This is a genomic window from Helicobacter pylori (genome assembly GCF_011175115.1).
Classification (GTDB): Bacteria; Campylobacterota; Campylobacteria; order Campylobacterales; family Helicobacteraceae; genus Helicobacter; species Helicobacter pylori_DF.
The window spans coordinates 156,618-170,932 of sequence record NZ_SHOW01000002.1; the positions used below are offsets into that span (position 1 = coordinate 156,618).

Sequence of the window (14,315 nt, forward strand, 5' to 3'; positions counted from 1 at the left end):
AAAATATCAAAGAGCTTGCGAAAAGCAAACGATAGCTTATTAGAAAAAGCGGTCTTCTTGGGTTAGGGGGTTGTTAAAGGGGGTTGTAGGGGGGGAATTATTTCAAAATATCCCCCCTTATTCCCTTAAGAGTTTGACAATAAAATGAAATCTAAAACAATAAAGCAAGTTAATTAAAATCCTATTTTTTTATATAATACAGAACTTTAACGCCACTATAAGGAATGAAAAATGCAAGAAATCAGTGCCTACGAACTCATCAAAGAAAAACTGCACGCCATACCTAACCTTCGCCATAAAGGGAGCTTGTTTGAAAAAATTTCTAAGCAATTTTTATACGAGCATGACAGCGCTAACGAATACGAGTCTATTGATCTTTGGTATGATTGGAAATTAAGGGGGAAGGAGTGCGATAAGGGGATTGATATAGTCATTCAAACGACTTCAAAAGAATACATCGCCGTGCAATGCAAATTCCATCAAAACAGCATCTCGTATAACGACATTTCAACTTTTTTAACCCAATTGCTAATCGGGGTAGGGGAGGTCAAGTTTAAAAAAGGGATCATCATCTCCACTTCTAATTTAACCTCTGAAGCCCTTAAAGCAATTGAGCAAATCAGAAGCGCAGGAATGGGGATTGACATTGATGAAATCACTGAAGAGGATTTCATTTATTCTCGTATTGATTGGGAAAAGTTTGATCCCACAAAAACCGAAGACGAAATCCCCTTATGCGATAAGAAAAGGCCGCGCCCTCACCAAACAGAAGCGATAAACGCCACCAAAGAGTATTTTTCTGACCCTAAAAACGCTAGAGGCAAGCTCATTATGGCATGCGGGACAGGCAAAACCTACACTTCTTTAAAAATCATGGAAGCTTTAGATCCCAAGATCACGCTTTTTCTAGCGCCAAGCATCGCCTTGCTTTCTCAAACTTTTAGGGAATATGCGCAAGAAAAAAGCGAGCCTTTTTACGCTTCTATCGTGTGCAGCGATGATAAAACCGGGCAAAGTAAGAAAAATAAGAGCAAGAACGAAGACAATGGCGATATTAAATTTTCTGAGCTCCCTTTAAAGCCCTCCACCCGCCTTGAAGACATTTTAAGCACTTATGAAAAAGCGCAAAAAGAAAACAAACGCTTCATTATCTTTTCAACTTATCAAAGCGCATTGCGTATTAAAGAAGCGCAAGAAGCGGGTTTGAATGGAATCGATCTCATCATTTGCGATGAAGCCCACAGAACAGTAGGGGCTATGTATTCTACCAATGAAAGGGACGATAAAAACGCTTTCACGCTTTGCCACAGCGATGAAAATATCAAAGCTACAAAACGCCTGTATATGACCGCCACGCCTAAAGTGTATAGCGAAAGTTCCAAAGCTAAAGCCAAAGAGAAAGATAACGTTATCTATTCCATGGACGATGAAGAGACTTTTGGCGAAGAAATTTATAAGCTCAATTTTGAACGAGCGATCGCTTTAGATCTCTTAACCGATTACAAAGTCATCATTTTAGCGGTGCGATCAGAAAATTTAAGCGGCGTTACTAACAGCGTGAATAAAAAGATCAGCCAGCTTGAAGCCAAAGGCACTAAATTGGATAAAAAGCTCATCAATAACGAATTTGTTTGCAAGATCGTTGGCACGCATAAAGGGCTAGCCAAGCAGGATGTGATCGCTTTAGACGATGAAAACCAAGAAGACAACGACTTGAGAAACAAAGCCGACACCTTTGTTTCTCAAAGAGCCATAAGCTTTTGTAAAAGCATACAAACGAGTAAAAATATCAAAGACTCCTTTGAAACGATCATGGAATGCTATGATGAAGAGCTGAAGAAAAAGAGTTTTAAAAACCTACAAATCAATATCGATCATGTTGATGGCACCATGAATTGTAAGGAGAGGCTTGACAAATTAGAAGAACTCAATAAATTCGAGCCTAACATTTGTAAGGTTTTAAGCAACGCTAGGTGTTTGAGCGAGGGGGTGGATGTCCCAGCGCTTGATAGCGTGATCTTTTTTGATGGCAGAAGCGCGATGGTGGATATTATCCAAGCGGTGGGTAGGGTGATGCGAAAAGCCAAAAACAAGAAAAGAGGCTATATCATTTTGCCTATCGCTTTAAAAGAGAGCGAGATTAAAAACCTAGATGAAGCCGTCAAAAACACCAATTTCCAAAACATTTGGAAAGTGCTAAAAGCCTTAAGAAGCCATGATCCTAGTTTAGTTGATGAAGCCACTTTCAAAGAAAAAATCAAAATCTTCGGGAGCGATGACGCAAAAAATCCAGACGATGACGAGTTACAAAAAGATAAAACCGAGCAATCCGATCCCAAAGAAGCCCAAAAAACCCTTTTTGACGCTATCTTGCTGCAAGATCTAGCGAACGCTGTGTATAATGTCATGCCCACTAAATTAGGGGACAGGAATTATTGGGAAAATTTCGCCAAAAAAACGGGCAATATCGCAAGAACCTTGAATCATCGCTTGAAAGATATTTTTGAAAAAAACCCTGAAATTTTTGACAACTTTTTAACTTCGTTAAGAGGCAATATCCACCAAAGCATCAAAGAAGATGAAGCCTTAGATATGATCACCTCTCATATCATCACTAAGCCCATTTTTGATGCGATTTTTGGGGACAATATTCAAAACCCTATCGCTAAAGCCTTGGATAAAATGGTTCAAAAACTCTCCACTCTGGGATTACAAGGAGAAACTAAAGGTCTTAAAAACCTCTATGAAAGCGTGAAAACAGAAGCCATGCGTGCCAAAAGCCAAAAAAGCCAACAAGAACTCATTAAAAACCTCTACAACACTTTCTTTAAAGAAGCCTTTAGAAAGCAAAGCGAAAAACTAGGGATCGTTTATACGCCTATAGAGGTGGTGGATTTCATTTTAAGGGCCACTAACGGCATTTTGAAAAAGCATTTCAACACGGATTTTAACGATAAAAACATCACGATTTTTGACCCCTTCACTGGCACCGGGAGTTTTATCGCTCGTTTGCTTTCTAAAGAAAATAATCTCATTAGCGATGAAGCCTTGAAAGAGAAGTTTCAAAACCATTTGTTCGCTTTTGACATCGTGCTTTTATCTTATTATATCGCTTTAATCAACATCACCCAAGCCGCGCAAAGTAGGGATGGCTCGTTAAAAAATTTCAAAAACATCGCGCTCACGGACAGCTTGGATTATTTAGAAGAAAAAAGCGCTAAGGGGGTATTCCCTTTATTTGAGGATTTGAAAGAAAACAAAGAAATCAAATCCACTATAGAAAAACAAAACATTAGAGTCATCATAGGCAACCCGCCTTATTCAAGTGGCACTAAAAGCGAAAACGACAACAACCAAAACCTTTCACACCCTAAGCTGGAAAAATGGGTTTATGAAACTTACGGCAAAAATTCCACCGCTAAAGTGGGGAACACCACACGAGACACGCTCATCCACAGCATCCGCATGGCGAGCGATCTTTTAAGAGATAAAGGGGTGCTAGGCTTTGTGGTGAATGGGAGTTTCATTGACTCTAAAAGCGCGGACGGGTTTAGAAAATGCGTGGCCAAAGAATTTTCGCGCCTTTATGCGCTGAATTTGAGGGGCAATCAGCGCACTTCGGGAGAAGTGTCTAAAAAAGAGGGAGGGAAAATTTTTGATAGCGGATCAAGGGCGACGATAGCGATTATCTTTTTTGTCAAAGACACAAGCGTGAAAAATAGCACGATCCATTACTACGATATTGGGGATTATTTGAAAAGAGAAGAAAAGCTCAATCGGCTCGCTAACTTTTTAAACCTAGATGCAATCGCTTTTAAAACAATCACCCCCAATGACAAAGGCGATTGGATCAACCAAAGGAATGACGATTTTGAAAAGCTCATCCCTTTAAAAAGAGACCCAAAACTCAAAATATTTGATACTATTTTTGATATTAATTCTATGGGGGTGGTAAGCGGTCGTGATCCTTGGGTGTATAATTTTTCGCTAAACGCTTTAATGCAATCGGTGCAAAAATGCATTGACACTTATAACGCTGATTTGGAGCGCTTCAATGAGCGTTTCAGGGAAGCTTTCAAACAACGCACGGCTAAAGATAAAGGTATCAAACCAGCCGATCGTTACAAACACCTAAATGATAGAGAAATCACCACCGATAAAACGAAAATCGCATGGGTTCAAAATCTTAAAACGCAACTGATAAAAGGGAAAAAACTTGATGATTTTTCGCAAGAAAAAATCTCTGTTAGTTTGTATCGCCCTTTTAACAAACAATATTTTTACTACGAGCGAGAGCTTGCTTGGAGTTTTTTCTCAATGAAAAAAATTTTCCCGGATAAAGGCGCGCACAATGTGGTGATTAATACAACCACAAGAAATTTTTGCTCACTTATAGGGGACGCTATCCCTGATAAGCATTTTATAGGCGACACCCAAGCTTACCCCTTGTATTATTACGATGATTTGGGGAACCGCTATAACGCCATCAGCGGCTATGCACTCAATCTCTTTAGGAGGCATTATAAAGATAATGCTATTACTGAAGAAGAAATTTTTTATTACATTTATGCGATTTTCCACCATAAAGGCTATTTGGAAAAATACCAAAATTCCCTCGCCAAAGAAGCGCCACGAATCGCTTTGAGCGAGGATTTTAAAGAACTCTCTGTGCTTGGCAAAGAATTAGGAGAGTTGCATTTGAACTATGAGAATGGGGAAATGCACACAAGCGTTAAACATAACCTACTAGAGAACGCCGAAGTGGAGGGCTATTATGATGTGGTTCAAATGAAAAAGGATAAAAAAGGGGATCGCATCCTTTATAACCAAAACATCGCTATCACTCAAATCCCTAAAAAAGCCTTTGAGTATGTGGTGAATGGCAAAAGCGCGATTGACTGGGTGATCGAACGCTATTCAATCACTAAAGATAAAGACAGCTTGATTGAAAACAATCCGAATCATTACGCCGGCGGCAAATACGTTTTTGAACTCCTTTGTAGGGTCATCACCCTTTCGGTAAAAAGCGTGGATTTGATAGAAAAGATCAGCACGAAGAGGTTTGAGTGAATAGCCAACAATACAAAGAGTTTATTGAGACATCAATAGACAATATTAGGAAAGCTCACAATGAAAACTATTTAAGCATATTCGCAGGAGCTGGAATAAGCGCTGAATCAAAATTGCCTAAATGGGGTGATTTGATCAATGAGCTTCAAAAGCGTCTTTATGGTGAGACTAAAAAAAATGAGGATTACCTTGTCCTTGCAGAAAAATTTTACAATCAATTTGGAGAGAGTTCTTATTACCAAACTTTAAAATCTCTAATCCCTGATAGTGCAAAGAAAAATGATTTGCATTTGGAGATTGTCAAATTGAACATTAAAAATTTAATCACGACAAATTGGGACAATCTGTTTGAGCAAGCAATTAATGAAGAAGGAAGATTTTTTAATATCATAAAGAGCGATAAAGATATTGGGAGCTCAACCGGCTTTGCAAAGTTTATTAAAATGCATGGAAGTTTAGATGAAAACAACATTGTATTTAAAGAGCAAGATTATCTAGAATATAGTAAGTATTTCCCTTTGATTGAAAACTATATTAAAGGAGTTTTTTCAACGGATACAGTGATTTTACTTGGCTACTCATTGAGTGATCAAAATGTAAAGCAAATTATTTCTTGGGTAAATTCTCATTCAAAAAGTGTAAAACCAATCTATTTTATTAAAACAGCCAAAGAATTTGATAGGATTGAATTTGAATTTTACAAAAATAAAAACATTCACATTCTTTATACCCAAGAATATTTTGAAAAACAAGGACATTATGAGGAACTGATAAAATTTCTAAAAGAAATAAAAGCTAAACCCACAGATATTTCTAAAAATTACAACGCAATCTTTTCTTCAACCAAGCAACTAAGAAGAATGATTTTTAATTTTGATTATGAAGCAATGAAAAAAAGAATTAATGAAATATCATTAAAAAACTTTAGCGTTCTTAATGAGTTAGAAAAAGTGTTTTTATTCTATCACCTCAGAAAAGGCATTCAAGCCTTTGAAGTATTAAAAATAACTTCTAAACAAGCCTTTCGTGAAAGAAACTATGATGTTTGGTATATTAGTCTGTATAATATGTATAATATGCCATTGTCTTATGATAGATTTGATGATAAAGAAATGGAAAGGTTACAAACCTACCATAAAGAAAGAATATTAATAGATCTAAATGAGAGTTTTTATGAACTCCCTTTTTATAAAAGAGAGCAGTTAAAACATATTAGAGATATTGGCACCACACTCGATACTAACTTGATAGAAGCCTATCAGCTAAAAGAAGAAGTACTAACAAACTAAAGCTGATAAAATATTCAAAAAAACCCTATTAGAATATTTCCATTTCCTTATTATTAATGGAAATCAAAAGAAATTTTTTGAACAAATGATTGAAATATTCTTTTCTTTTTTAGAAATATATCAGATCCAAGAAAAAAGAAGAAACAATAATGAAGCAATACCGATTACTTTGAAATCAGAACAAATTTACTGCATCTTGAAATATTTTGACAACAAAACTCTAATACAAAAACTCAATCAATATTTTCAAAAAACAAACATTATTTTTAAAACAGAAAAGGATATTGACTTGATAGGGATTTTTAAAAATATTTCTTTTCAATTTGTTAATATTGATATATTTGAAACTGAATTTAGCAGACTTTTTAAGAATTTTTTGGTATTAAGCGCTTGGATAGAGTTGGATCAGAATGTATTTGATGCTATTATTGAAATATGTCAAGAAAAAATAGATGAAGACATTCTACGGAATGGTTACGATTCGATGGGATATTTCATTACAAAACAATGGAATAAATTTAAAATGGAAATTAAAACAGAGATCAAGTTTTCTATTTTGTGTCATATTCTCTTTTCTTTTGTTAAGAAACTAACTGAGAATTTCGGAGGATATTTAATGATTCTACAAGGTTCACCCTGTATGCAAAATTTGCTTTATATTTTGCAACAATATAATATTGAGCTAGATCCCATACAACAAGCCCTAATTAATACGCTCATTAAAAAAACAATGGAACTTCCTAATGACACACAGATATTCATTTCCAATTTTCTCATTTGCGATTTATTTCCCATTACGAAGAATAACGATAGCGTCAATCAAAATGTAAAAAAATTTTTGCTCAATATTTGGGAAAAGAATCAAAATAGAAAGACAATACAAGAAGATGAAAATTATTTACTTCTAACACACAACATGCACAGAGTATGCATTTTAAATAGCGAGCAATATCAAAAAATATTCTTGGAACTAAAAAATAAATACATGAATAGAGAAACAGCGAAAAAGTTCAATAATGAACAACCTATTCATGAGCAACTACTTAAACAAGCAATGCAAGAAGATGCGCTTGATAGGATGCTTGCTTTGCTTAAAGATTGTGAGAATAGTTTTAAAAAAGAATAGATTATTTCCTAATACTCATTGTTTAAAACATTGGAAGTTTATTAAACTTTATTAAGAAACCCCCCCAAAAACAGAAAAAATCGCAGAGCCAAACCGCTAAAACCCCCTAGAAAATTTAAAATTTTAAGTTTTAGGGGTGTTTTTCTTAAGAATTTAGGTTTTTTATAGATTATTATGTTATTATTATACGAAATGTAGACTTTTAGAAGGAAAAATGTTGTATGAAAAAGTTTGTAGTGTTTAAAACGCTCTGTTTATCGGTAGTGTTAGGTAATAGTCTTTTGGCAGCAGAAGGTAGCACAGAAGTGCAAAAGCAATTGGAAAAGCCAAAAGAGTATAAAGCAGTGAAAGGCGAGAAAAACGCTTGGTATTTGGGGATTAGCTATCAAGTCGGTCAGGCTTCACAAAGCGTTAAAAACCCCCCAAAGAGCAGTGAATTTAACTATCCTAAGTTTCCTGTGGGTAAAACCGACTATCTCGCCGTTATGCAAGGCTTAGGGCTTACTGTGGGTTATAAGCAGTTTTTTGGGGAGAAGAGATGGTTTGGTGCCCGTTATTACGGCTTTATGGATTATGGGCATGCCGTGTTTGGAGCGAACGCTTTGACATCAGATAATGGTGGGGTGTGCGAGCTTCACCAACCATGTGCGACCAAAGTAGGGACTATGGGCAATCTGTCTGACATGTTCACTTATGGTGTGGGTATTGACACTTTATACAATGTCATTAATAAAGAAGACGCGAGTTTTGGTTTCTTTTTTGGGGCTCAAATCGCGGGTAACTCTTGGGGTAATACGACAGGGGCCTTTTTGGAAACTAAAAGCCCTTATAAGCACACCTCTTATAGCCTTGATCCGGCGATTTTCCAGTTCCTTTTTAATTTAGGGATTCGCACCCATATTGGCCAGCATCAAGAATTTGACTTTGGCGTGAAGATTCCTACTATCAATGTTTATTATTTTAACCATGGGAATTTGAGCTTCACTTACCGCCGTCAATACAGCCTTTATGTAGGGTATCGTTACAATTTCTGATTTAAAACGCTTGTTTTTCTCTAATTGAAGTTTTTCAATTAGAGTTTTCTCCATAGACCACCGCTTTCTTTTGAAACATTTTTGAAAGTTTTTTGAAAATTAGAATTAAAATCTTTTTGATCATGTTATGATAATCCAAAAATTTAATAAGGATTAAGCATGCCCTATTCTTCTAAAGTCCAATCCCTTTCAGAATCCACAACGATCGCTATCAGCACGCTCGCTAAAGAATTAAAATCGCAAGGAAAAGATATTTTGAGTTTTTCAGCGGGCGAGCCTGATTTTGACACCCCACAAGCGATTAAAGATGCGGCTATAAAAGCCCTAAATGACGGCTTTACGAAATACACTCCAGTGGCTGGGATTCCTGAATTACTCAAAGCGATCGCTTTTAAATTGAAAAAAGAAAACAACTTGGATTATGAGCTGAGTGAAATTTTAGTGAGTAATGGCGCTAAGCAAAGCTTGTTCAATGCGATTCAAGCTTTAATAGAGGAGGGCGATGAGGTGATTATCCCTGTGCCTTTTTGGGTAACTTACCCTGAGCTTGTGAAATACAGCAATGGGGTGAGCAAATTCATTCAAACCGATGAAAAAAGCCATTTTAAAATCACCCCCAAGCAGCTTAAAGACGCCTTAAGCCCCAAAACGAAAATGCTCATTCTCACCACCCCATCAAACCCTACCGGCATGCTTTATAGCAAGGCGGAATTAGAGGCTTTGGGCGAAGTTTTGAAAGAGACAAAAGTTTGGGTGCTTAGCGATGAAATTTATGAAAAGCTTGTCTATAAAGGGGAGTTTGTTTCTTGCGCGGCGGTGAGTGAAGAGATGAAAAAACGCACCATTACCATTAATGGCTTGAGCAAGTCAGTGGCGATGACAGGCTGGCGTATGGGCTATGCGGCGAGCAAGGATAAAAAGTTAGTCAAATTGATGAACAACTTGCAAAGCCAATGCACTTCCAATATCAATTCTATCACGCAAATGGCTTCTATTGTGGCGCTTGAGGGGTTGGTGGATAAGGAAATTGAAACGATGCGTCAGGCTTTTGAAAAACGCTGTGATTTAGCCCACGCAAAAATCAATGCGATTGGAGGGTTGAATGCTTTGAAACCTGATGGGGCGTTTTATCTGTTTATTAATATTGGCAGCCTTTGTGGGGGGGATTCGATGCGATTTTGCCATGAGTTATTAGAAAAAGAAGGCGTGGCGTTAGTGCCTGGAAAGGCTTTTGGATTGGAGGGCTATGTCCGTTTGTCTTTTGCATGCTCAGAAGAACAGACTGAAAAGGGGATTGAACGCATCGCTCGCTTTGTCAAATCAAAGGGATAAAAAAGAATTGGTATTTAAAAAAAGGGGGGGTTAATCTTGTTTAGGATTTTATTTTGGGATTTTATATTGTAGTTAGTGGCATAGCGTGGTATAATGGTTTGATTTAAAAGTTTGAAAAGTGTAGTTTTCATAACTAAAAGAGATTTTTGAGAAAGGAATAATAAATGGCAATAAGATTTGATCATAACAATAATTCTGAAGAATGGCAAATGCTTTTTGACAAGATCAATAATGGCTCGCCTTTTGGGGTTATCACTTTTAATAAACTAATTGAACCATCATCGTATTTTGATGAAATAATGAATAGCTACGCGAAAGCTTGTTTTTTGTATATGAAAACGAGCCAAGTGCGACATTCAATTTAAAAAACTACTTATTGGTGTTAGCCACAACATATTATTGTAAGCCAAAAGCGATTTGTTATTGCGAAAACAAGCAAGACACGCAAAACACCGACACAAAAGAGATAAAATTCCTAGAAACAAGAACGCATTTTTTTGGGAAAGAATTCGGATCTACAAAAGTTAAAATTGGAATTTCAAACCCCAAGACTTTTTGGGATTCTCTTTTGGAGTTGAGGAATGAGTTTTATTCTTTTGTATTAGATGAGAATCCAATTGAAGATTATAAAGATTTTTTAATAAAAAATAAAAAAATAATAAATGATCGTATCTCCATAACATTGTATCCCCATAATGATTGTTTTGTAGACAATAAATATTCAAGTAGTGATTTTCGCATAAACTCAACTTTTGAAAAACACATGGAAGATATTAAGTCGCACTATAAGCGGTTTCGTGAGACATTTTTGCTTGACTATTCTGAAACCCTACCAAGTGAAACAATAAATAAACTAAAGGCACGAGTGATTGAAGAAAGAGATCAACGAAAGAGTGAAAAGAATAAGACATATAAGCAAAGCTCTGTACAAAACATTAAAATCAATGAAATTGCTAAAGATTTAGAAAGTGGTAAGATAGTTGGTGAAAAAATTATCAACAATGCTTTATTTTATGCAAGCAAGGAATATACAGGTTCTAGCTATTGTTTCATAGATCCTAAGGATCTAGAAACACAATTATTGCAAAAATTATCACAAAATAAAGCAAGATCTATCGAATCGTATTATTGAGGCTTTAAATCAATTATCGTTTCAACCATCTCAACCGCCAATTATCACTTATGTGTTAATAAGAAGAGTTCGATATAATTTCAACTACAATACATTCCATTTTATCTTTGATATTGTTAACTTTTTAGATGAAAAATTAGAATTTATTATTGAAGTGCCTAGAGAAGCATTGGATCTAGAGAATGTTGATCGGCTTGTTGAAAATTATAGCCACGGTTCTTTAAGCATATATGTTAGAGAAGGCTCTTTTATTCTTGACACACACTTGAAAGAATAAGCTAAAACCCTAAATGAAACACCCCCTATTCATCATTTGGGAATGGTTTTAGTTTTGGTGCTAAAATCAGCCTTTAAGGATCGTTTTTATTTTTGCAAATAAATTAAAAGAGGTGTTGGATGTTATTGAATTATGATTTTTTAGAATTTGAAAATGATAAAAAAGTTAGAGTGATAGACGATAAGTTGTGTGTAAATATTTTAGATTTTTTTGGCATTGGCGATGAGGACGATAAGATTTTTCTTGGCTATGAAATCTCTAATATTAAGAACAACCCTACTGAAGCTTATGCTGCTGAAGTTTATGCAATTGAGGGCGCTAAGCTTAATAGAGTGTATGAGAAAATTAGGAGCGGACTACCTTTTGGGATTATCTCAGCGTTTAGACCTTTTAAAGGAGTTTTTACAAAGGATTTTACTGATGAAGAGCAAAAAGCACTTATAAAAGCAGCTAAAAGCGATTCTTTAACTAGGGATTTCCTTAGAGAAAATGATGGCATTTATAGAAAACTCTGTAATTGTAAAACGTTCAATAAAGCTTTTGTGGATAAATTCACAACAGATAAGAGCAAAGCGACAATGAAAGATTTCATGTCTGCTCAAGGATTTATCACTAGATACAAATACTCTTATAGCGACTATGTGAAAGAAACGCAACGCCTAAAATCTTTTTTAGATGGAAAGCGTGATTTTCTTGGTTATATTCAAGCGATTGGTTATTGGAAAGAAAAGGTAGAAAACGATATTTTGCCTAACAAAGAAATAAGTTTTTTTGTATTTCAAAACGAGCCAAGCAAGACATTCAATTTAAGAAATTATTTGTTGTTATTGGCAAGATTGTTTGATCAAGAGGCGATCTGTTATTGTAAAAACGCTATTCATGATAAAGAAAACACTTATAAGGTAGAATTGGTGAGCACTTTATCTGGTGATTTTAATGAGATGTGGGCTGAGTTCTCAGATATTACATTCTCAGTGCCTAGTCAATTACCGCAATCTCTCACACGCTTAAAAAATAAGGCAGCTACATTCTTTTCAAAACAGCCTGGTGGCAATTGTAGTAGTATGAGTTTTAAGGAAATTGATAAGGTTCAAATAAAAGCGACATGCATGCCTAATATTGTTACTGGGGTATTTGAGGATGACATAAAATTATCTATTCAGCATAGTCAGTGGCGCAGTTATCCTAAAGTTTTTGACATTGAAAAAATAGAGAGCATAGAAAGAGAAGTTATTGAAGAGAGAACAACATAAAATAGGTTCGGCACAGAACCTTAAAATCAATCAAATTGCTGATGATTTAAAACAAGGTGAGGTAGTTAGCAACAAACTTATTGCGAACGCGCTTATAACGCAAAAAACGCCCAATGATACGCCGCATGATGACGATTTAGATCAGTTTAAAAACCCTAAATGAAACACCCCCTAGAAGAATTAAAAGACCCTGTAGAAAATCTTTTGCTATGGATAGGGCGCTTTTTGCGTTACAAATGCACGAGCCTGTCTAATTCCCAAGTGAAAGATCAAAACAAGGTTTTTGAATGCTTGAACGAATTCAATCATGCGTTCATCAATTCAAGCCAATTAGAAAAAGTTTGCAAAAAAGCCCGTAATGCCGGATTACTAGGTATCAACACCTACGCATTGCCCCTACTCAAATTTTACGAATACGCTCAAAAGCTTTCTTTAAAATCGCTCAAAAGCATAGACGAAGTCATGTTGGCTGAATTTTTGAGTATTTATACCGGAGGTTTGAGTTTAGCCACTAAGAAAAATTACCGGATTGCCCTGTTAGGGCTTTTTAGCTATATAGACAAGCAAAATCAAGATGGAAATGAAAAATCTTATATCTATAATATCACGCTTAAAAACATCAGCGGAACCAATCAAAGCGCAGGCAACAAGCTCCCTACTCATTTAAACAATGAAGAATTAGAAAAGTTTTTAGAGAGCATTGATAAAATAGAAATGTCCGCTAAAGTGCGCGCACGAAACCGCCTGCTCATTAAAATCATCGTTTTTACAGGCATGCGTTCTAATGAAGCCTTGCAGCTTAAAATAAAGGATTTCACTTTAGAAAATGGCTGTTATACGATTTTGATTAAAGGCAAGGGCGATAAATACAGAGCGGTGATGCTCAAATCTTTCCACATTGAGAGCCTTTTGAAAGAATGGCTCACAGAAAGGGAATTGTATCCCGTTAAAAACGATTTATTGTTTTGCAACCAAAAAGGCATGGCTTTAACGCAAGCTTATTTGTATAAGCAAGTGGAGCGTATTATCAATTTTGCCGGACTTAGGCGGGAGAAAAATGGGGCACACATGTTAAGGCATTCTTTTGCGACCTTGCTTTATCAAAAACGCCATGATTTGATTTTAGTCCAAGAAGCTCTAGGGCATGCGAGCTTGAATACGAGCAGGATTTACACGCATTTTGACAAAGAACGTTTAAAAGAAGCGGCGAGCATTTGGGAAGAAAAATAAAAACACCCCCCTACTTCCTTAAAAAAAGGATTTTTACTATAAAATAACTAAAACCCCCATTTTTAAGAAATCAAAAAATTTTTAGCTCGCTCATTTAAAATTTTGCTTTCAAATTCTAACAGCCACTTTTTGACTTCTATGCCCCCATTATACCCCCCTAAAGCGCCATTTTTACGCACCACTCTATGACAAGGCACGATCAAAGAAATAGGGTTATTGCGATTAGCGTTGCCAATAGCTCTGCAAGATCTAGGGTTATTAATGAGCTTTGCGATTTCATCGTAACTTTTTGTCTTGCCATAAGGGATAGTCATTAATGCAGACCAAACTTGTTTTTGAAAAAAAGTCCCTATCAAATCTAAAGGTGCATTAAATTCAAAAAGTTGCCCCAAGAAATAACGCTCCAAGGCTTGAACGCTGAGTTTTAATGGGGTATTCATAGGGGTGTTATGAGAAAAATTGCTCGCATCAAAATCCAATCTTAATAAATGGCTCTCATTAGCGCACAAATGCAAATACTCTAAAGGGAAACTCTTAGGGGTCTTAAAATAGTAGTGGTATAAAACCATCAA

5 protein-coding genes and 3 pseudogenes are annotated in these 14,315 nt (G+C 35.9%); 7 read left to right on the forward strand and 1 reads right to left on the reverse strand.

Annotated elements, in window-relative coordinates; genetic code table 11:
• Window positions 1-231: 231 nt before the first annotated feature.
• The 7 genes and pseudogenes from EXS92_RS03880 to xerH all read left to right on the forward strand — a co-directional run bounded on the left by EXS92_RS03880 (window position 232) and on the right by xerH (window position 13,743).
• Entirely contained in the window at window positions 232-5,070 is a 4,839-nt protein-coding gene (locus tag EXS92_RS03880; RefSeq protein ID WP_165515633.1) for a DEAD/DEAH box helicase, read from the forward strand.
• Window positions 5,067-7,485 (forward strand): annotated as a pseudogene (locus tag EXS92_RS03885) (SIR2 family protein). The gene EXS92_RS03880 and the pseudogene EXS92_RS03885 overlap by 4 nt, the downstream one beginning before the upstream one ends.
• A gap of 221 nt (window positions 7,486-7,706) precedes the next feature.
• Window positions 7,707-8,519 (forward strand): outer membrane protein, encoded by an 813-nt coding sequence (locus tag EXS92_RS03890; RefSeq protein ID WP_120901848.1) that lies wholly within the window; start codon window positions 7,707-7,709, stop codon window positions 8,517-8,519.
• A 159-nt stretch (window positions 8,520-8,678) separates the two neighbouring features.
• A complete protein-coding gene (locus EXS92_RS03895; protein ID WP_165515634.1) occupies window positions 8,679-9,851 on the forward strand; it encodes a pyridoxal phosphate-dependent aminotransferase in 1,173 nt (390 codons plus the stop codon).
• A 164-nt stretch (window positions 9,852-10,015) separates the two neighbouring features.
• Window positions 10,016-10,422: pseudogene (locus EXS92_RS08180) on the forward strand (hypothetical protein); the annotation flags it as partial.
• Between the two features lie 957 nt (window positions 10,423-11,379).
• Window positions 11,380-12,676 (forward strand): annotated as a pseudogene (locus tag EXS92_RS03910) (hypothetical protein).
• Window positions 12,673-13,743, forward strand: a complete 1,071-nt coding sequence (gene xerH / locus EXS92_RS03915; RefSeq protein ID WP_165515635.1) for a tyrosine recombinase XerH — start codon at window positions 12,673-12,675, stop codon at window positions 13,741-13,743. Before EXS92_RS03910 ends, xerH begins: the two are co-directional and overlap by 4 nt.
• 62 nt (window positions 13,744-13,805) lie before the next feature.
• Here the strand turns inward: xerH and EXS92_RS03920 are convergent, their stop codons facing one another.
• On the reverse strand, window positions 13,806-14,312 hold the full coding sequence (locus tag EXS92_RS03920; RefSeq protein ID WP_165515636.1) for a methylated-DNA--[protein]-cysteine S-methyltransferase: 507 nt from the start codon (window positions 14,310-14,312) through the stop codon (window positions 13,806-13,808).
• Window positions 14,313-14,315 lie beyond the last annotated feature (3 nt).